Origin of the sequence: Arthrobacter globiformis (assembly GCF_046536215.2) — a bacterium.
In the GTDB taxonomy this organism is placed as follows: Bacteria; Actinomycetota; Actinomycetes; order Actinomycetales; family Micrococcaceae; genus Arthrobacter; species Arthrobacter globiformis_E.
In genome coordinates this window covers 1,141,014-1,160,356 of sequence record NZ_CM143421.1, presented here as the reverse complement: position 1 = coordinate 1,160,356, position 19,343 = coordinate 1,141,014, and the positions used below count along the sequence as shown (strand labels likewise).

At 66.8% G+C, this 19,343-nt stretch carries 16 protein-coding genes; all 16 read left to right on the top strand.

Annotated elements, in window-relative coordinates:
* Nucleotides 1-6: 6 nt before the first annotated feature.
* The 16 genes from R5O87_RS05250 (at nucleotide 7) to dnaE (ending at nucleotide 19,286) form a co-directional block, all read left to right on the top strand.
* The gene (locus tag R5O87_RS05250) at nucleotides 7-1,479 is read left to right on the top strand and encodes a UDP-N-acetylmuramoyl-tripeptide--D-alanyl-D-alanine ligase (protein WP_410556734.1); all 1,473 of its coding nucleotides are present in this window, start codon (nucleotides 7-9) and stop codon (nucleotides 1,477-1,479) included.
* Nucleotides 1,476-2,585: a phospho-N-acetylmuramoyl-pentapeptide-transferase gene (mraY, locus tag R5O87_RS05245; protein WP_410556733.1), complete on the top strand. Its 1,110-nt coding sequence runs from the start codon at nucleotides 1,476-1,478 to the stop codon at nucleotides 2,583-2,585. The genes R5O87_RS05250 and mraY overlap by 4 nt, the downstream gene beginning before the upstream one ends.
* A gap of 110 nt (nucleotides 2,586-2,695) precedes the next feature.
* Nucleotides 2,696-4,231 (top strand): UDP-N-acetylmuramoyl-L-alanine--D-glutamate ligase, encoded by a 1,536-nt coding sequence (murD, locus tag R5O87_RS05240; protein WP_410556790.1) that lies wholly within the window; start codon nucleotides 2,696-2,698, stop codon nucleotides 4,229-4,231.
* 2 nt (nucleotides 4,232-4,233) lie between these two features.
* Entirely contained in the window at nucleotides 4,234-5,580 is a 1,347-nt protein-coding gene (gene ftsW, locus R5O87_RS05235) for a putative lipid II flippase FtsW (protein ID WP_410556731.1), read from the top strand.
* A 10-nt stretch (nucleotides 5,581-5,590) separates the two neighbouring features.
* On the top strand, nucleotides 5,591-6,691 hold the full coding sequence (murG, locus tag R5O87_RS05230) for an undecaprenyldiphospho-muramoylpentapeptide beta-N-acetylglucosaminyltransferase (RefSeq protein ID WP_410556730.1): 1,101 nt from the start codon (nucleotides 5,591-5,593) through the stop codon (nucleotides 6,689-6,691).
* Nucleotides 6,688-8,067 (top strand): UDP-N-acetylmuramate--L-alanine ligase, encoded by a 1,380-nt coding sequence (murC, locus tag R5O87_RS05225; RefSeq protein WP_410556729.1) that lies wholly within the window; start codon nucleotides 6,688-6,690, stop codon nucleotides 8,065-8,067. The genes murG and murC overlap by 4 nt, the downstream gene beginning before the upstream one ends.
* A complete protein-coding gene (locus R5O87_RS05220) occupies nucleotides 8,060-9,160 on the top strand; it encodes a cell division protein FtsQ/DivIB (RefSeq protein ID WP_410556728.1) in 1,101 nt (366 codons plus the stop codon). Before murC ends, R5O87_RS05220 begins: the two co-directional genes overlap by 8 nt.
* A gap of 189 nt (nucleotides 9,161-9,349) precedes the next feature.
* Nucleotides 9,350-10,582: a cell division protein FtsZ gene (gene ftsZ, locus R5O87_RS05215; protein WP_410556727.1), complete on the top strand. Its 1,233-nt coding sequence runs from the start codon at nucleotides 9,350-9,352 to the stop codon at nucleotides 10,580-10,582.
* 104 nt (nucleotides 10,583-10,686) lie between these two features.
* Complete coding sequence (locus tag R5O87_RS05210) at nucleotides 10,687-11,469, top strand: purine nucleoside phosphorylase YfiH/LACC1 family protein (RefSeq protein WP_410556726.1); 783 nt, start codon at nucleotides 10,687-10,689, stop codon at nucleotides 11,467-11,469.
* Nucleotides 11,462-12,199: a YggS family pyridoxal phosphate-dependent enzyme gene (locus tag R5O87_RS05205; RefSeq protein WP_410556725.1), complete on the top strand. Its 738-nt coding sequence runs from the start codon at nucleotides 11,462-11,464 to the stop codon at nucleotides 12,197-12,199. The genes R5O87_RS05210 and R5O87_RS05205 overlap by 8 nt, the downstream gene beginning before the upstream one ends.
* 89 nt (nucleotides 12,200-12,288) lie before the next feature.
* A complete protein-coding gene (locus R5O87_RS05200) occupies nucleotides 12,289-12,819 on the top strand; it encodes a cell division protein SepF (protein WP_387100849.1) in 531 nt (176 codons plus the stop codon).
* A gap of 134 nt (nucleotides 12,820-12,953) precedes the next feature.
* Nucleotides 12,954-13,241: a YggT family protein gene (locus tag R5O87_RS05195; protein ID WP_003801741.1), complete on the top strand. Its 288-nt coding sequence runs from the start codon at nucleotides 12,954-12,956 to the stop codon at nucleotides 13,239-13,241.
* Nucleotides 13,242-13,407: 166 nt separating this feature from the next.
* Complete coding sequence (locus R5O87_RS05190; RefSeq protein ID WP_331573491.1) at nucleotides 13,408-14,103, top strand: DivIVA domain-containing protein; 696 nt, start codon at nucleotides 13,408-13,410, stop codon at nucleotides 14,101-14,103.
* Between the two features lie 81 nt (nucleotides 14,104-14,184).
* Nucleotides 14,185-14,757: a signal peptidase II gene (lspA, locus tag R5O87_RS05185; RefSeq protein ID WP_410556724.1), complete on the top strand. Its 573-nt coding sequence runs from the start codon at nucleotides 14,185-14,187 to the stop codon at nucleotides 14,755-14,757.
* On the top strand, nucleotides 14,750-15,676 hold the full coding sequence (locus tag R5O87_RS05180; protein ID WP_410556723.1) for an RluA family pseudouridine synthase: 927 nt from the start codon (nucleotides 14,750-14,752) through the stop codon (nucleotides 15,674-15,676). Before lspA ends, R5O87_RS05180 begins: the two co-directional genes overlap by 8 nt.
* A 52-nt stretch (nucleotides 15,677-15,728) precedes the next feature.
* Entirely contained in the window at nucleotides 15,729-19,286 is a 3,558-nt protein-coding gene (gene dnaE, locus R5O87_RS05175; RefSeq protein WP_410556722.1) for a DNA polymerase III subunit alpha, read from the top strand.
* Nucleotides 19,287-19,343 lie beyond the last annotated feature (57 nt).

Below are 19,343 nucleotides of genomic sequence, written 5' to 3'. Positions count from 1 at the left end.
ACCGACATGATTGAACTAACTGCGGCGGAAATCGCCGAAATCACCAACGGCCGGCTGCTTGCCGACCCCGACGTCACCCCGGAATCCGTGGTGACCGACTCGCGGGAGGCCGTTGCCGGCTCCCTCTATGTCGCCAAACCGGGCGAGAGCGCAGACGGGCACAGCTACGTTGGCGCGGCCTTTGGCCGCGGCGCGGTGCTGGCCCTTACCGAACGCGAAATCAAGGACGACGCCGGCCGGACCTATCCGTCTGTTGTCGTCGAGGATGCGGTGCTGGCCATGGGCGCCCTGGCGGCAGAGGCCGTGCGGCGGATCCGCCACCACCGTGAGGCGGCCGGTGAGCAGCTGACAGTCATCGGCATCACCGGTTCCGCCGGCAAGACCACGACGAAGGACCTGCTCGCGGGCATCCTCTCGGCTGAAGCGCCTACGGTTGCACCTCAGGGCTCCTACAACGGCGAAGTCGGCGTGCCCCTGACGGTGTTCCAGGCCGGCTTTGACACACGGTTCCTGGTCATCGAGATGGGCGCCACCGGCATCGGACACATCCGCTACCTGGCCGACATGGTCCGGCCCGAGATCGGCGTGGTGCTCGGCGTGGGAACAGCGCATGCCGGGGAATTCGGCGGCGTGGAAAACATCGCGGCCGCCAAGGGCGAACTCGCCGAGGCGCTGCCCGCAGACGGAACCGCCGTGCTGAACCTTGACGACTTCCGTGTAGCTCCGATGGCCGGTCGGACCCAGGCTACTGTCCTGGGCTTCTCCTCCCGGGATGCCGAGCCGGACGCTCCTGCCGTCCGCGCCGCCAACCTGGACACCAACGCCTCCGGCAACCCGGAGTTCGACCTTGAAGTGCCGGGTCAGCCCACCGTGAGGGTTACGAGCAAACTCATCGGCGAACATCATGTGGCGAACCTCCTCGCCGCCGCGGCGGCCGCGCACGCGGCGGGCATTCCGGCCGACCGGATCGGCGCCTCGCTGAGCTCCCAGTCCGCGGCCAGCCGCTGGCGCATGGAGCGGACCGAACGGCCCGACGGCATCACGGTCATCAACGACGCGTACAACGCCAACCCGGAATCCATGCGGGCTGCCCTTCGCACGCTGGCCGACCTCGGCCGCGGCCGCCGCACCTGGGCCGTGCTCGGCGCCATGCTGGAACTCGGCGACGATTCCATCCGCGAGCACACCGCCGTCGGAACCCAGGTGGTGCGGCTGAACATCTCCCGCCTCCTGGTGGTGGGACGGGAAGCGCGTTCGCTGTACGTTTCCGCCGTGCAGGAAGGGTCCTGGGGGGATGAATGCCTCTTCGCGGAGACCGTTGACGAAGCCTACGAACTCCTCCAGGAGCAGCTCGAACCCGGCGATCTGGTGCTCTTCAAGTCCTCCAACAGCGTGGGACTGCGCCACTTGGGCGATCGGATAGCATTACCCCCACATGCCACCCCCACAACTGCCAATGAAGGGAGCGAGCTGCTGTGATTGCACTTCTGATCGGCGCTGGCCTGGCCCTGCTGCTGGCACTGGTGGGCACGCCGCTGTTCATCCGCCTGCTGGTCCACAAGAGCTACGGCCAGTTCATCCGCGATGACGGACCGACCTCGCACCACACCAAGCGCGGCACGCCCACCATGGGCGGCACTGTGGTGGTGGGCGCCGTCCTGCTGAGCTATGGACTGACGCACCTCATCATGTGGCTGATGAACCCCCGGTCAGCGGGCCCGTCGGCCTCCGCGCTCCTTCTGCTGTTCCTGATGGTGGGCATGGGCCTGGTGGGCTTCCTCGATGACTTCATCAAGATTTCCCGGCAGCGCAGCCTTGGCCTGAACGCCAAGGCCAAGCTGATCCTCCAGGCGGCGGTGGGGATCATCTTCGCCGTGATGGCGCTCTACTTCCCGGACGCTGACGGCCTCACCCCGGCGTCCACCAAGATCTCGCTGGTCCGCGACATCCCGTGGCTGGACCTTGCGTTCGGCGGCACCGTGCTCGGTGCGATTCTCTTTGTGGTGTGGTCAAACCTGATCGTCACCGCCGCCACCAACGGCGTCAACCTTACTGACGGCCTGGACGGGCTGGCAGCCGGCGCCGCGATCATGGTGTTTGGCGCCTACACACTCATGGGCATCTGGCAGAGCAACCAGGCCTGCGGCTCGCCGCGCCAGGCCGGCAGCGGCTGCTACTCCGTAAGGGACCCGCTGGACCTTGCCCTTCTTGCGGCCATCATGAGCGCCGCCCTGGTGGGCTTCCTGTGGTGGAACACCTCACCGGCCAAGATCTTCATGGGTGACACCGGCTCCCTCGCGATCGGCGGCGCCATTGCTGGGTTCGCCATCCTTTCCCGCACTGAACTGCTGCTGGCTTTCATCGGCGGCCTGTTCGTCCTGATCACGCTCTCGGTCATCATCCAGGTGGGTTACTTCAAGGTGACCAAGGGCAAGCGCTTCTTCAAGATGGCGCCGCTGCAGCACCACTTCGAACTCAAGGGCTGGGCGGAAGTCACCGTGGTTGTCCGGTTCTGGATCCTCGCCGGCCTGTTCGTCGCCGCGGGTCTTGGCATCTTCTACGCGGAATGGGTGGTCCTGCTGTGAACGGCTCCGAATCGCAGAACGAAGCTACCGGTCCGGCCGCAACCGGCCCGGCTGCAACCGGTCCGGCCGCAACTGGCCCGGCTGCAACCGGTCCGGCCAGGCTCAAAGACCTGGTCAGTTGGGATTCCGACTGGGCCGGGCTGCGCGTCGTGGTCACCGGGATCGGCGTCTCGGGCTTCGCCGCCGCGGACACCCTGATCGAACTCGGCGCCCGCGTGGTGGTGGTCGACGGAGCCACCTCGGAAACGGCGCAGGCCAAGGCGGACACGCTGCGGATCGTGGGCGCTGTGGACGTCCTCCTGGGGGAGGATGCCGTCCGGACGCTGCCAAAGATCGACGGCGTGAAGCCGGACCTCGTGGTCACCTCACCCGGCTGGCGGCCCGACCAGGCCCTGCTCGCGGCTGCCGCCCGCGCCCACATCCCGGTCTGGGGCGACGTGGAACTCGCCTGGCGCCTGCGTGTCCGCGAGGGCCGCAAAACGGCCGACTGGCTCACCATCACCGGCACGAACGGCAAAACGACGACGGTCGGCCTGACCGAGTCCATGCTGCGGGCCGCCGGGCTGAAGGCGATCGCGGTAGGCAATGTGGGCAGGCCCATCCTCGATGCCCTCCGTGACCCGGTGGAGTACGACGTCTTCGCCGTCGAGCTCTCCAGCTTCCAGCTGCACTGGTCCGACTCCGTCTCGGCCGTTGCCAGCGTGTGCCTCAATGTTGCCGAGGACCACGTGGACTGGCACGGCTCCTACGAGTCCTACCTCGCCGACAAGGCCAAGATCTACGAACACACGCAGAAGGCCTGCATCTACAACGACGAGCAGATCGAAACCGAACGCATGGTGGAGGACGCGGACGTGGTGGAGGGCTGCCGCGCCGTGGCCTTCACCACCCTCACGCCGGCCATCAGCATGCTCGGCGTGGTGGAGGGCCTGCTCGTGGACCGTGCCTTCATCGCCGAACGGAAGGACAGCGCCGCGGAACTGGCGTCCATGTCCGACCTCGGACCGGTGGCGCCCCGCCACATGGTGGCCAACGCCCTGGCCGCCGCAGGTCTGGTCCGTGCCTACGGCGTCAGCCCGGAGCACGTGCGCGAAGGGCTGCAGGCGTACATCCCCGGCAGCCACCGCATCCAGCCGGTCGCCAAACAGCACGGCGTTCTCTGGATCAACGACTCCAAAGCCACCAACCCGCACGCAGCCTCCGCCTCCCTGGCAGCCTTTGACCCGGTGGTCTGGATCGCCGGCGGCCTGTCCAAGGGCGTCAGCTACGACGACCTGGTCCGTGACCATGCCCGCCGCCTGAAGGCTGTGGTGCTGATCGGCAAGGACACGGCATCACTGGAAGAGTCCCTCCAGCGACACGCGCCGGATGTCCCCGTCATCAGGCAGGCGGCAGGCCACACTGAAATTGTGCAGTCAGCCGGAACCGGACATGACGCCGCACCGGGTTCAGCCGAAACCGGGGAGGCAGTGATGGCACGGGCCGTCGCATCGGCGGCACAGCTCGCCGCCTCGGGTGACACTGTGCTGATGGCCCCGGCTGCTGCATCCATGGATCAGTTCTCTTCCTATGCTCACCGTGGCGACGCATTCATTGCAGCGGTCCGCGAGCTCGTGGAAGGGGAGGCCCGGACCGGCAAGGAGTAAGTATGGTCAGCACACCCACACGTCCCGCGGCCGCCCGGCAGCGGGCGGGGGAGAAGACCGGACCGGGTGCTGCACCAAATACTCCCGCCGCCAGGATTCCGGCCGCCAGGATTCCCGCGGGCGGCCGGCTGCGTCGGTGGTACCGTCGCTTCTGGTCCGCCCTCGAGGGCAACGGCAAGTCGCGCAACGGCTCCACCTACTACCTCATCCTCGGCACCACGCTGGCCCTGACCGCCATCGGCATCATGATGGTGCTCTCGGCGTCCAGCGTTGAGGCCATCGCGGCGGGCGAGTCGCCCTACACCGCGGCGCTCAAACAGGGACTGTTCGCCGGAATCGGCACCTTTGGCATGTTCATGCTGTCCCGGATCAATGTCGTGTGGCTGAAAAGGCTCGCGTGGCCGGGCATCATCGTTGCCTATGCCCTGCTGGGGCTCGTCCTGGTCATCGGCACCAGCGTCAACGGCAACAAGAACTGGATCGACATCGGCGGGTTCTTCACCCTGCAGCCGTCCGAGGCGGCCAAGCTGGCGCTGGCCCTGTGGATGGCCACGGTCCTGGCGAAGAAGGCGTCCCTGCTGCACCAGTGGGGACACGCCGTGGTCCCGGTGGTGCCCATCGCCGGCGGGATCATCGGGCTCGTCCTGGTCGGAAACGACCTCGGCACCGGCATGCTCATCATGCTCATCACGGCCGCCGCCCTCTTCTTCGCCGGGGTGCGTCTTTACCTGTTCGGGTTCGCGGCCGTGGGCCTGGGGGCCGTCATAGCGTTCATGGCCATGACCAGCTCCAACCGGGTCTGCCGCATCACCTCCTGGTGGACCGGCCAGAGCTGCGGCGACGGCATCGACGCCAACTACCAGTCCACCAACGGCCTCTACGGGCTGGCGTCGGGCGGATGGTTCGGCGTCGGGCTCGGGCAAAGCCGGCAAAAGTACAGCTGGATCCCGGAAGCCCACAACGACTTCATTTTCGCCATCATCGGTGAGGAACTCGGCCTGGTGGGAACCGTCGTCGTACTCATCCTGTTCGCCATCCTGGGCGCCGCCATCTACCGCGTAGTGGTGGCACAGGAGGACCTGTTCCACCGGGTCCTTGCCGGAACCATCATGGTGTGGCTGCTGGGGCAGGCAACGGTCAACATGGCCGTGGTCACCGGCCTGATGCCGGTGATCGGCGTTCCGCTGCCGTTCATTTCCTACGGCGGCTCGGCGCTGCTGATGTCGCTCTGCGCGATCGGCGTAGTGTTGTCACTGGCCCGCGAACAGATGGCGCCCAACATCCGGCCCCGTAAACTGCTCGGCCCGTGGCGGCTGCCCGGGCGCAAGAAATCCCGTACGAAAGCGTAACCAGCACCTGATGAAATCCGAGTCCTTGTCCGTGGTCCTTGCCGGCGGCGGAACAGCAGGCCATATCAACCCGCTGCTGGCGATCGCGGCTGCCATCCGCGATGCCCGCCCCGACGCCCGGCTGCTCGCGGTCGGAACGGCCGCCGGCATGGAAACCAGGCTGGTCCCGGCCGCCGGGCTGGAACTGGCCACCATCGACCGTGTCCCGTTCCCGCGCAAGCCCTCCGCAGACCTGCTCCGCCTTCCCGGACGCCTCGCCGGCGCGGTGCGGCAGGCAGGGCGCATCCTCGACGACGCCGGCGCGGACGTCCTGGTGGGCGTGGGCGGCTACGTCTGCACGCCCATGTACCTCGCTGCCTGGCGGCGGAAGATCCCCATCGTCATCCACGAAGCCAACACCCGGCCGGGCCTGGCCAACCGGGTGGGGGCGCGGCTGAGCCGGCACGTGGCCGTGGCCTTCGCCGGCACCCCGCTGCGAAACGCCCGCCACGTGGGCATGCCCATGCGCCGCGAAGTCTCGGCCATGGTCAGGGCGACGGCGCGGAACGGTGCCCTCCGGAGCCTGGAGCTGCAGCCGGAGAAGCCGGTGCTCATTGTCACCGGAGGCTCGTCCGGGGCGCAGAGCATTAACCGCACCGTGGCTGCCTCGCTCGACGCGCTGTCCCGGGCCGGCGTCCAGACCATCCACATCACCGGCCGCGGCAAGTCCGTGGAGGATTCCGACGGCAACGTGCTGAGCGCCGACGGCTACCGTCAGCTTGAGTATGTGGACGGCATGGAGACCGTCTACGCCGCCGCCGACCTCCTGCTCGCCCGTTCCGGCGCGGCCACCGTAAGCGAGGTGGCCGCCGTCGGTGTTCCCGCGGTCTTCGTGCCCCTGCCGATCGGCAACGGCGAGCAGGCACTGAACGCGCGCGGACTTGTGGCGGCCGGCGGCGCCCTGCTGGTGGCGGACCGGGACTTCACCCCCGAATGGGTCCGCACCAGCCTCATCCCGCTGCTGACCGACCGTTCGCGGCTCGCCGCGATGGCGGCGAACGCGGAGAACCTTGGCATCCGAAATGCCGACCAGCTCATGGCCGACCTCGTACTGGAAGCGGTATCCAAATGACCACCAACGCAGCAGCCAGCCAGGAAGCCCTGGGCCGCGTGCACTTCATCGGAATCGGCGGCGTGGGCATGTCCGCCGTCGCCAGGATCATGGTGGCGCGCGGGATCCCCGTCAGCGGAACGGACGCGAAGGACCTCCCGGTCATGGCGGAGCTCGCCGCCGCCGGCGCCCGGGTCTGCGTGGGCTACGAGGCCGCCAACCTGGGTGACGCCCAGACCGTCGTGGCAGGATCGGCCATCCGCGCCGACAACCCGGAACTCGAGGCCGCACGTGCCGCCGGCCTGCCCGTGCTGCACCGCTCCGAAGCCCTCGCCGCCACCATGGGCAACGACCTCGTGGTGACCGTCGCCGGCACCCACGGCAAGTCCACCACAACCTCCATGATCACCGTGCTGCTGCAGGGCGCAGGCCTGGACCCGTCGTTCGCGATCGGGGCCAATGTTCCGGCGCTCGGCGTCAACGCGGCAAACGGCAGCTCCCAGGTGTTCGTCGCCGAGGCGGATGAATCGGACGGTTCGTTCCTGAACTACCGGCCGCAGATCGCCGTCGTCACCAACGTGGAACCCGACCACCTAGACCACTACGGCACGGCCGAAGCCGTCTACGAATCCTTCGACCGGTTCACGGCACTGCTGCCCGCGGACGGCGTGCTGGTGGCCTGCGCGGACGACCCCGGCGCGCACGCGCTGGCGCTGCGCACCCGCGAGCGGGGCAACGCCCGCGTTGTCCTGTACGGCACCTCCGAGGCCGCCGACCTCCGGCTCGACGACGGCGGACCCGGCAGGGTGGCCATCACGACGGCGGGCGGCCGGTTCCCGCTGGCACTGCAGGTCCCCGGCCGGCACAACGCGCTGAACGCTGCCGCCGCTATGGCGGTGGCGCTTGAACTTGGCGTGGATGCCCAGGCCGCGGCCTCCGCCCTGGCGGGCTTCTCGGGTGCATCCCGGCGGTTCGAATACAAGGGAGAGGGCCGGGGTGTGCGGGTCTACGACGACTACGCCCACCACCCCACGGAGGTGCGGGCAGCCCTGGCTGCGGCCCGGTCCGTGGCCGGCGAGCACAAGGTGCACGTCCTGTTCCAGCCCCACCTGTTCTCCCGGACCCGGGAGTTTGCCGCAGAGTTCGCCGACGCGCTCAACGCAGCCGACACTGCGCTGGTGCTCGATATCTACCCCGCCCGTGAGGATCCCATCCCGGGCGTCACCAGCGCGCTCATCACCGGGCACCTCGGTCCTGGCGGCCGCCTGGTCGGCGCCGGAGACGAGGCCGTAGCGGCCCTGGCCGCAGCCGCGCAGCCGGGGGACATCATCCTCACTGCCGGCGCCGGGGACGTCACCGCCTACGGGCCTCTGATCGTGGAGTTCCTCGGTGGCTAGCACCCGCCGCCCCACCTACCGTCCGGCAAAGCCCCCTGTTCGGGAGACCGACGCCGGCCGGGACGCCGGCGCTGCCCGGGATGCTGGTGCTGTCCGGGCTGGCGGGTCCGACGGCGGCAAGCCCGCCGTGATCACCGCCTCCAAGGGCATCCCGGAGAGTGCTGCCCAGGAGAAGGCGCAGGGCATCAAGGCGCAGGGCGGCAAGGCGCAGAGCGGCGCGCCGAAGGACAAGACACCCAAGGCGAAGATGCAGCCGAAACCGGCCAAGGCGCCCTGGGCGCGGCTGAAAAGCCAGGACGCCACGAAGCCTGGCGCCGCAGCGGCCGGTGCCGCATCGCCGGACGGGACATCACCGGACAGGACGTCACCGGACAATGTGCTGGCCTTTCCCGAACCGCGGGGCCGGCGGATCAGGCGCAACATCATCGTGGCCGCGTGCATCACGGTTGCCCTCATGGCAGCGCTCATAGCCGCTGCCATCTACTCGCCGGTGCTGGCTGTGCACAGCGTCAGCGTCACCGGCACGAAGCTGCTCAAGCCGGCCCAGGTGCAGGCGGCGCTCAAGCCGCTGCTGGGCACGCCGCTGCCGCAGGTCAGCGACTCCGAGGTCGACTCGCTGCTGAAGCCGCTGGTCCAGATCAAATCGGTCACCACCCAGGCCCACCCGCCGTCCGTCCTGGTGGTGCACGTCCAGGAACGCGTCCCCGTTGCCCTCGTCAAGCGGGGCAACGAGTACCTGCTCGTGGACGTCGACGGCGTGAAGCTTGGCACCACGGCCGACCCCACCTCCGTGAAGCTGCCGGTTATTGACGGCGGCGCGGGCACCATCGGCAAGGACCTGTTCCAGGCCACGGCGGAGGTTCTCGGCGCGCTTCCGGCCAACGTGCTCGCCAAGCTCTCCAACGCGTCCGCCAAGTCCGTGGACGCGGTGGAACTGAAGCTGCTGGACGGCCAGACCGTCGTCTGGGGCAACGCGGGGGAGAAGGAACTCAAGGCGCGGGTGCTGGAGGCGCTGCTCAAGGTGCCTGCCGATCCCGCCAACCCGGTCAACACCTACGATGTGAGCGCGCCGCGTCATCCGGTGACGCGGTGAGCCGCTGTATTTCACGGGGATTAGGACGACACGCGGTGGCGGTTATTGAATGTAGCCAGCATAGGAAATAGCGTCACAGACGTGAGTTACTTGACATAACTATAACCTTCAACTGGAAGGTTAAGGTTCAGGGCTTCAAGCTCGACTCCATCAGTTTTCGCAATAGGACACTAACAAGGGACACGTAACGTGGCAGCTCCGCAGAATTACTTGGCCGTCATCAAGGTCGTCGGCATCGGCGGCGGTGGCGTGAACGCAGTCAACCGCATGATCGAGGTGGGTCTCCGCGGTGTCGAATTCATAGCTATTAACACCGATGCCCAGGCGCTGCTGATGAGTGATGCCGACGTTAAGCTCGACGTCGGACGCGAACTGACGCGCGGGCTGGGTGCCGGGGCCAACCCGGAGGTCGGCAAGCAGGCTGCCGAGGACCACGCCGACGAGATCGAGGAAGTTCTCCGCGGTGCCGACATGGTCTTCGTGACCGCAGGTGAAGGCGGCGGCACCGGAACCGGCGGCGCCCCGGTCGTTGCCCGCATTGCGCGCTCCCTTGGCGCCCTGACCATCGGTGTTGTCACGCGTCCGTTCACCTTCGAAGGACGGCGCCGCGCAGGCTCCGCCGAGGCTGGCATCGACGCCCTCCGCGACGAGGTCGACACGCTGATCGTGATCCCGAACGACCGCCTGCTCTCCATCAGCGACCGGAACGTCTCCGTCCTGGACGCCTTCCGCTCCGCTGACCAGGTCCTGCTGTCCGGTGTCCAGGGCATCACGGACCTCATCACCACGCCGGGCCTGATCAACCTCGACTTCGCCGACGTGAAATCCGTCATGCAGGGCGCAGGCTCGGCCCTGATGGGCATCGGGTCCGCCCGCGGCGAGGACCGCGCGGTCAAGGCAGCCGAGCTCGCCATCGCCTCCCCGCTGCTGGAAGCCAGCATCGACGGCGCCCACGGTGTCCTGCTGTCCATCCAGGGCGGATCCGACCTTGGCCTGTTCGAGATCAACGAAGCCGCGCGCCTTGTGCAGGAAGTCGCCCACCCCGAGGCGAACATCATCTTCGGTGCTGTTATCGACGACGCCCTCGGCGATGAAGCCCGCGTCACCGTCATCGCGGCCGGCTTCGACGACGTCAAGGCCACCTCGCCGTCCATGGACCAGTCGCAGCCGCAGGCTGCGCCGCGGCGCCCCGCCGTGCCGGCGGCCGCCCCGCAGAGCCAGCCGTCCGCGGGCAGCCAGCAGGTCCACGTCCAGCCCGTGCACGCCGGCGTTGGGGCCTCAGGTCTGAGCAGCTGGGGACAGCAGCGCCCCACCGCCGTTCCCGCTGACTCGGGTTTCGACGTCGACCTTCCTTCGGTGGTTGAGCCCGACCTCACCGGCAGCCGGGCCGACGACCTGGATGTCCCGGACTTCCTGAAGTAGCCCGATTTCCCGAAGTAGCCTGATTCCCTGAAGCAGGAGGCAGCCGGGAGGACAACCCGCCCGGCCGCCGTCCCGTTTCCTGACCCTGAGTGCCGGAGTTTCGATTGTTTTTGTGGCGTGCTGAAGTGCAGCCTGGCGTGTCCGTGGCGTTCACCGACACGAATGCCGGCAACCTTGCCCTGCACGTGGGCGACGATCCCGGCGCGGTGCAGCGCCGCAGGGCCCGGCTGGAGCACGCCGCCGGCGTCGCGCCGCGCAGGTTCCAGTACATGAACCAGGTCCACGGCAACGACGTGTCCCTCGTTGTTGAATCCGGGACTGCTGCTGAATCAGGCGCTGTTGTTGAATCTGGCACTGCTGTTGAATCCGGCGCTGTTGTTGAATCCGGCGCAGTAACCGAACTTGCCCCGCAGGCTCCGACGGCGGACGCGCTGGTGTCCCTCGGCAAGCCGCTTGCGGTGATGGTGGCGGACTGCATCCCGCTGGTCCTGGTCGGTTCCGGGGCTTCCGGTCCCGTGCTGGCCGCCGTTCATGCCGGGCGTCCCGGCCTGTTCTCCGGAGTCATTCCGGCCGCGGTGGAGGAAATGCGGTCCTCCGGCGCCACGGAGATCCGGGCCTGGCTCGGCCCTTCCGTCTGCGGGAACTGCTACGAGGTGCCCGCCGAACTCCGCGACGAGGTCGCAGCCGTCCTGCCTTCCACCTGGTCCACCACATCCTGGGGAACACCGGCGCTCGACCTGCCCGCCGGTGCCGTTGGCCAGCTCGAGACCCTCGGTGTCCCGGTCGAATACCGGGGACCCTGCACGCTTGAAAACGAGTCCCTGTTCTCCTACCGCCGCGACTCCCGGTCCGGCCGATTCGCCGGACTGGTGTGGACTCATGACTGACAGCCAGGAACCGGGGGATGCCCGGACAGTGCAGCTGCAGGAGCGCCTGGACGCCGTCCGGCAGCGCATCGGCCGTGCGGCCGCGGCAGCCGGCCGGGAAGGGAACCCGCCACGCCTGATAGTGATCAGCAAGTTCCACCCCGCCGAGGATGTCCGCCGGCTCGCAGCACTTGGTGTCAGGGACTTCGGGGAGAACCGGGACCAGGAAGCGTCCGCGAAAGCCGAGGAGCTCCAGGCCCTGGACCTGACCTGGCATTTTGTGGGACAGCTGCAAAGCAAGAAGTCCAAGACGGTGGTCCGGTACGCGTCTGCCGTTCACTCGGTGGACCGCGCCCAGCTCGTGACGGCACTCGAACGGGCCATGGCCGCCCAGCGGGAGCTGAACGGCCGGGCCGACCTCGACTGTTTCATCCAAGTAAGCCTGGACGACGACGCCGGAGCCCACCGCGGGGGTGCGGCACCCGATGAGGTGCCGCAGCTGGCCCAACAGCTCGAAGCTGCGGACGGCCTTCGCCTGGCGGGTGTCATGGCGGTGGCGCCGCTCGGGGCGGATCCCGACAGGGCCTTTGAAAAACTGCTGGGCATTTCGACCGGCCTGCAGCGCGACTTCCCCGGCGCCACGGGGATTTCCGCCGGCATGAGCCAGGACCTCGAATCAGCTGTCCGATTCGGTGCGACACACCTCCGAATTGGCTCAGATATTCTCGGTTCGCGCCCGGCCGTGGGGTAGCGTCTGTCGTATTGGAAGTGAATGGCGGGGATTCCAATGCTGTCTTGACCTTTGGGCGGCCCGCTTCCGGACACGATTAGGAGTCGACCATGGCTGGCGCTCTGCGCAAGACAATGATCTATCTTGGGCTCGCCGACGGCGATGAACACTACGAGTCTGAGCTTTCCACCCAGCAAAAGGACGAGGACAACTCAATGGAGCATGACCGTGAAGAGCGCCGCGCGCCGGCGCCGCTCCGCGAGGTCACCCGTGAAGTGCCACCAGCTGCCGAAGAGGAATACCGCGCACCCGTGACACCCATCAAGCGTGCGGCATCAAGCCGCGAAGAGACCACCGGACTGCGGCAGATCACCACGATCCACCCGCGCTCCTACAACGACGCCAAGCTCATCGGCGAAAGCTTCCGTGACGGTATCCCCGTCATCATGAACGTGACGGACATGGGGGAGGCTGACGCCAAGCGGCTCGTCGACTTTTCCGCCGGCCTGGTCTTCGGTCTGCGCGGCAGCATTGAGCGCGTGACCAACAAGGTCTTCCTGCTGTCGCCGTCGTACGTTGAAGTCATCGGAGATGACAAGAAAGCCAGCGACGCCACCGCCAGTTTCTTCAACCAAAGCTAAAAAACGGCTCTCCGGATGCCAGGCAGGGACGCACCTGCCTGGCATCCGTGCTGAAATAGGGGAGCAGCAAAAACCGGCAGGAATCCCAGGGCACCGAAGTGCCCGCGATGAACATGGAGACAATGGGTTAGCTCATGGGAATACTATTCGGGCTCGTCTATATCGTCCTGCTGTTCATTTTCGTCGCTTTGATTGTCCGCCTTGTCTACGACTGGGTTCAGATGTTCGCGCGGGAATGGCGTCCCCGCGGGGTAGCATTGGTGGCGGCTCATGCGGTCTACTCGGTAACCGATCCGCCGCTGAAGGTTCTGCGGCGCCTCATCCCGCCGCTGCGGCTGGGGGGCGTCTCGCTGGATCTCGGTTTCCTGGTGCTGTTCATCGGCCTGAGCATTGCCATGGCGATCACCAAGTCATTTGCATAACTTCATATCAGCTTGCCGCGCAAGGACGGTCCGCAGGGATCCCCGGGCGCAGAAGACCTTTTGTTCGACGCCACGGTGTTGAATTAGAGGAACCAGACCAAATTTAGGTACCGTAGTTTTGACGGCCGGAAGGCCTCCTGACGAACTAGACCAACGAGGTGACCAGATGGCTTTGACGCCAGAAGACGTTGTCAACAAGCGCTTTCAGCCGACCAAGTTCCGCGAAGGCTATGACCAGGACGAAGTTGACGACTTCCTGGACGAGATCGTCGTCGAACTGCGGCGCCTGAACCAGGAGAACGAAGAACTTCGCAAGAAGCTCGCCGAAGGCGGCTCCGGATCGCCGGCTGCCACCTCCGCCGTCGCCCCTGTCGTCGAGAAGGTCCCCGCACCGTCCAAGTCCGAAAAGGACGAGGCTCGCGCGAAGGCCGAAGCCGAGGCCAAGGCGGCCGAAGCTGCCAAGAAGAAGGAAGCCGAGCAGGCTGCTCCCGTCGCAGCCCAGGCACCCGCCGTCACCAGCAGCAACGTCTCCGAGTCGGCTGCCGGCCTGCTGGCCATGGCCCAGCAGATGCACGACCGCCACGTGGCAGAGGGCCAGCAGCAGCGCGACAAGATCATCGCTGAAGCACAGATCGAAGCCAGCAGCCTGGTCAACGACGCGCAGGAGAAGTCCCGCAAGATCCTCGGTGCCCTGGAGCAGCAGCGCTCCGTCCTCGAGCGCAAGGTGGAGCAGCTGCGCGGCTTCGAGCGCGACTACCGCTCACGCCTGAAGGCCTACATCGAGGGCCAGCTGCGCGACCTGGACGCCCGCGGTTCCGTTGCCGCCCCCGAGGTTGGCGAAAGCAGCAGCGCCGCCGTTTAGCACGTATTCTGAAGGCCGGTGGCTGAGGATTCCTCGGCCACCGGCTTTTGCCATTAACGAGCGTTCCCGAATGAAAGCACCATGACTGACGACCTTGCCGCTGACGCAGCGCACCCAGCTTCATCATCACCGCGGCCACGGCGCGCCGTCCTGCTGTCCCTGTTCGCCGGGCTGGCAGTCTTCGCCTACGTCTTCGACCAGCTCACCAAGCTGTGGGTCACCAGCACCATGGTGGAGGGCGAACGGATTCCCGTGCTGCCCCCGCTGCTCCACTGGTACTACATCCGGAACTCCGGTGCTGCCTTCTCCATCGGGGAGAACGTGACCTGGGTGTTCTCGATCATCATGGTGGTGGTGGCCGCCGCCATTCTGTTCCAGCTGCGCAAGCTCGGATCTGCGTGGTGGGCGCTGGCGCTGGGACTGCTGTTCGGCGGCGCGCTGGGGAACCTGACGGACCGGCTGTTCCGGGAACCGTCGTTCGGAATGGGGCACGTGGTGGACTTCATCCAGCTGCCCAACTTTGCGATTTTCAACATCGCCGACTCCGCCGTCGTGTCATCCGTGGTGATCATCTGCCTGCTGACCCTGCGCGGGATCGCCCTCGACGGGTCACACCACAGCGTCGAAAAGCGGGAGGGCGGCGACGATGTCTGAGCGGGTGGTGGTGCCCGAGGAACTGGACGGGACCCGCGTGGACGCCGGCCTGGCCAAGCTGATGGGCATGTCCCGTTCGTCCGCGGCAACGCTGATCGCCGAAGGCAACGTGGTCAGCGGCGGCAAGCCGGTGGGCAAATCCGCCAGGCTCGCGTCCGGCGCCGTGCTGCATGTGACCGTCCCCGAGCGCCGGGATCCCCTTGAAGTCGTGGAGGAAGTTGTGGAAGGCCTGAAGATCCTGCTGGATGACGACGACTTTGTGGTGGTCGACAAACCGGTGGGCGTCGCGGCGCACCCGTCTCCGGGCTGGGTGGGACCCACCGTCGTCGGCGGCCTCGCCGGTGCGGGCTACCGGATCTCCACCTCCGGTGCCACGGAACGTGCCGGCATCGTGCACCGGCTCGACGTCGGAACCTCCGGGGTCATGGTGGTGGCCAAGACAGAACCCGCCTACACGGCCCTCAAGCGGGCGTTCAAGGAACGCACCGTGGACAAGGTCTACCACGCCGTGGTCCAGGGCCTGCCGGACCCCCTGCAGGGCACCATCGACGCCCCGATCGGCCGCCACCCCGGCCACGACTGGCGCTTCGCCGTCATCGAAGACGGCCGGCCGTCGGTGACGCATTACGAGGTCCTTGAGGCCTTCGGCAAAGCCACCCTGGTGGAAGTACACCTGGAGACAGGCAGGACCCACCAGATCCGGGTCCACTTCGCAGCGCTCCGCCACCCGTGTGCCGGCGACCTCACCTACGGGGCCGACCCCCGGCTCGCCGCCACGCTCGGGCTCACCCGGCAGTGGCTGCACGCGCGTGAACTGGGCTTTGACCACCCGCGCACAGGGGAACGCGTCACGGTGACCAGCGAATACCCCGAGGACCTCGCCTACGCCCTGGAGGTCCTGGGCACGGGCAAGGCCTGAGTCTGCGGCACGCCGACATTAATTGTCAGGGGGTCGGCACTAGAATGGTCCGGTGACTTCCAGCAATGACTCGTTCGTACATCTCCACACCCACACCGAGTATTCGATGCTGGACGGCGCCGCCAGGCTCGGCGAGCTGTTCGACGAAACCGAGCGGCTGGGGATGCCCGCCCTCGCGACCACCGACCACGGCTACCTCTTCGGTGCCTTCGACTTCTGGCGGAAGGCTACCGACAAGGGCATCAAGCCCATCATCGGCGTCGAAGCGTATGTGACGCCCGGGACCGCACGCGGCGACAAGGGCCGCGTCCGCTGGGGCGACGAGAGCCAGCGCAAGGACGACGTCTCCGGCGGTGGCTCCTACACCCATATGACCCTCCTGAGCTACAACAACGTGGGCATGCGGAACCTGTTCCGTGCCTCCTCGATCGCCTCGCTGGACTCGGTCTTCGGCAAATGGCCCCGGCTGGACCGCGAGCTGCTGAACACCTACTCGGAAGGGCTCATCGCCACCACCGGCTGCCCTTCCGGCGAGGTCCAGACCCGGCTCCGGCTTGGCCAGTACCGCGAAGCGCTGGAAGCCGCCGCGGAGTTCCGGGACATCTTCGGCGCGGAGAACTACTTCTGCGAACTCATGGACCACGGGCTGGACATTGAACGCCGTGTCACTGGCGACCTCCTGCGGCTGGCCAAGGAGCTGAACCTCCCGCTCGTTGCCACCAACGACCTGCACTACACGCACGAGCACGACGCCAAGGCGCACGAGGCCCTGCTGGCCATCCAGTCAGGCTCGACTCTCCTCGAACCCACCTACGACAACGGCGGCTCGCGTTTCGCGTTCTCCGGCAGCGGCTACTACCTGAAGTCGCCGCGGGAAATGCGCGAGCTCTTCCGCGACCACCCGGACGCCTGCGACAACACGCTGCTGATCGCTGAGCGGTGCGAGGTGTCCTTCAACACCGGCGCCAACTACATGCCCCGCTTCCCCTGCCCCGAGGGCGAGGACGAAACGTCGTGGCTGGTCAAGGAAGTGGACAAGGGACTCCAGTACCGCTACCCCGCAGGGATCCCGGACGAGGTCCGCAGGCAGGCAGACTACGAGCTCGGCGTCATCACCTCGATGGGGTTCCCCGGGTACTTCCTGGTGGTGGCCGACTTCATCAACTGGGCCAAGAACAACGGCATCCGCGTGGGTCCGGGCCGTGGCTCCGGTGCAGGTTCCATGGTGGCCTACGCCATGCGAATCACCGACCTTGACCCGCTGCGGCACGGCCTGATCTTCGAGCGGTTCCTGAACCCCGACCGTGTGTCCATGCCCGACTTCGACGTCGACTTCGATGACCGGCGCCGTCCGGAGGTCATCGACTACGTGACCCGGAAGTACGGCGACGAGCGCGTGGCCATGATCGTCACCTACGGCACCATCAAGACCAAGCAGGCACTCAAGGACTCCTCCCGCGTGCTCGGCTACCCGTTCAGCATGGGTGAACAGCTGACCAAGGCACTGCCGCCTGCCGTGATGGCCAAGGATATTCCGCTTGCCGACATCCAGAACAAGGACGCCAAGCGCTACAGCGAGGCGGCGGATTTCCGGCAGCTGATCAGCACGGACCCCGAGGCCGCCAAGGTTTTTGAGACCGCGCTGGGAATTGAGGGCCTGAAACGCCAATGGGGCGTGCACGCGGCCGGTGTGATCATGTCCTCGGACCCCATCATCGACGTCATCCCGATCATGCGCCGCTTCCAGGACGGCCAGGTCATCACCCAGTTCGACTACCCGACGTCCGAGGGCCTCGGCCTGATCAAGATGGACTTCCTCGGTCTTCGAAACCTGACGATCATTTCCGATGCCCTCGAAAACATCAAGATGAACCGCGGCATCGACCTTGACCTGGAAACGCTGGAGTTGGACGACGCCGCGTCCTATGAGCTGCTGGCCCGCGGTGACACGCTGGGCGTTTTCCAGCTCGACGGCGGCCCCATGCGGTCCCTGCTCAAGCTCATGAAGCCTGACAACTTCGAAGACATCTCCGCCGTGCTGGCGCTGTACCGGCCGGGTCCGATGGGTGCCAACGCGCACACCGACTACGCGCTGCGCAAGAACAAGATCCAGGACGTCATCCCGATCCACCCGGAACTGGCGGAGCCGCTGGAGGACATCCTTGGCGGCACCTTCGGACTGATCGTGTACCAGGAACAGGTTATGGCCGTGGCGCAGAAGCTCGCCGGCTACTCCCTGGGCCAGGCAGACATTCTGCGCCGCGCCATGGGTAAGAAGAAGAAGTCCGAGCTGGACAAGCAGTTCGCCGGCTTCTCCCAGGGCATGCAGGACAACGGCTACTCCATGGAGGCCGTGAAGACCCTGTGGGACATCCTGCTGCCCTTCTCCGATTACGCCTTCAACAAGGCGCACTCGGCGGCGTACGGCGTGATCTCGTATTGGACGGCGTACCTGAAGGCGCACTATGCGCCGGAGTACATGGCCGCGCTGCTGACCTCGGTTGGCGACGACAAGGACAAGTCCGCGATCTACCTCAACGAGTGCCGCCGCATGGGCATCACGGTGCTGCCGCCGGACGTCAACGAATCGGCCCTGAACTTCACCCCGGTAGGGGAGGACATCCGCTTCGGCATGGGCGCCATCCGGAACGTCGGCGTCAACGTCGTCGAAGCCATGGTGGCCGCCCGCGAAAAAGAAGGCGCCTACAGTTCCTTCAAGGATTACCTCATGAAGGTGCCGGCCGTGGTGTGCAACAAGCGCACCATCGAATCCCTGATCAAGGCCGGGGCCTTCGACTCGTTGGGCCACCACCGCCGCGCACTGGCCATGGTCCACGAAGAGGCCATCGATTCCGTCATTACCCTCAAGCGCAACGAGGCCATCGGCCAGTTCGACCTCTTTGCCGGCTTCGACGAGGCCGAGTCCGAGTCCTCGCTCAGCATCGAGATCCCCGACCTGCCGGAATGGGAGAAGAAGGACAAGCTCGCCTTCGAGCGCGACATGCTGGGCCTGTACGTCTCAGACCACCCGCTGCAGGGCCTCGAGGGCGTCCTGAGCCAGCACGCCGACCAGTCCATCACCTCGATCATCGCGGAGGACGGGCCGCACGACGGCGCCATCGTCACCATCGCGGGCATGATCACCTCGCTGAGCCGCCGGATCGCGAAGGCCAGCGGCAACGCCTATGCCCGGGCGGAGATCGAGGACCTCGGCGGTTCGATGGAGGTCATGTTCTTCGGCCAGGTCTACGGACCCATCGCCTCGGTGCTCGCCGAGGACCTGATCGTGGTGGTCAAGGGCCGGCTGCAGCGGCGCGACGACGGTGCCGTCACCCTGAACTGCATGGAGCTCTCCGTCCCGGACCTCAGCCAGGGCACCAACGGACCGCTGGTGATCACCATGCCCACGCACAAGGCCACCGAGGCCGTGGTCACGGAACTGGGTGACGTGCTGCGGAACCACCGGGGCAACTCCGAGGTCCGGGTGAACCTGCAGGGCGACAGCCGTATCGAGGTCATGGCGCTTCCGGTGCACCTTCGGGTGAACCCGAACCCATCGCTGTTCGGGGACCTGAAGGTGCTGCTGGGCCCGGCCTGCCTGGATGCCTAGGCTTCGCCGGCGTATAGATCCGGCGGCCGTTCAGATTTCCAGGGTCCTGGTTTTCCA

What these genes read in the sequence shown, in the direction of transcription:
- R5O87_RS05250 (WP_410556734.1), top strand. Translation starts at nt 7, where the DNA reads ATGATTGAACTAACTGCGGCGGAAATCGCCGAAATCACCAACGGCCGG.
- ftsW (WP_410556731.1), top strand. Translation starts at nt 4,234, where the DNA reads ATGGTCAGCACACCCACACGTCCCGCGGCCGCCCGGCAGCGGGCGGGG.
- murG (WP_410556730.1), top strand. Translation starts at nt 5,591, where the DNA reads ATGAAATCCGAGTCCTTGTCCGTGGTCCTTGCCGGCGGCGGAACAGCA.
- murC (WP_410556729.1), top strand. Translation starts at nt 6,688, where the DNA reads ATGACCACCAACGCAGCAGCCAGCCAGGAAGCCCTGGGCCGCGTGCAC.
- R5O87_RS05205 (WP_410556725.1), top strand. Translation starts at nt 11,462, where the DNA reads ATGACTGACAGCCAGGAACCGGGGGATGCCCGGACAGTGCAGCTGCAG.
- R5O87_RS05200 (WP_387100849.1), top strand. Translation starts at nt 12,289, where the DNA reads ATGGCTGGCGCTCTGCGCAAGACAATGATCTATCTTGGGCTCGCCGAC.
- R5O87_RS05195 (WP_003801741.1), top strand. Translation starts at nt 12,954, where the DNA reads ATGGGAATACTATTCGGGCTCGTCTATATCGTCCTGCTGTTCATTTTC.
- R5O87_RS05190 (WP_331573491.1), top strand. Translation starts at nt 13,408, where the DNA reads ATGGCTTTGACGCCAGAAGACGTTGTCAACAAGCGCTTTCAGCCGACC.
- lspA (WP_410556724.1), top strand. Translation starts at nt 14,185, where the DNA reads ATGACTGACGACCTTGCCGCTGACGCAGCGCACCCAGCTTCATCATCA.
- R5O87_RS05180 (WP_410556723.1), top strand. Translation starts at nt 14,750, where the DNA reads ATGTCTGAGCGGGTGGTGGTGCCCGAGGAACTGGACGGGACCCGCGTG.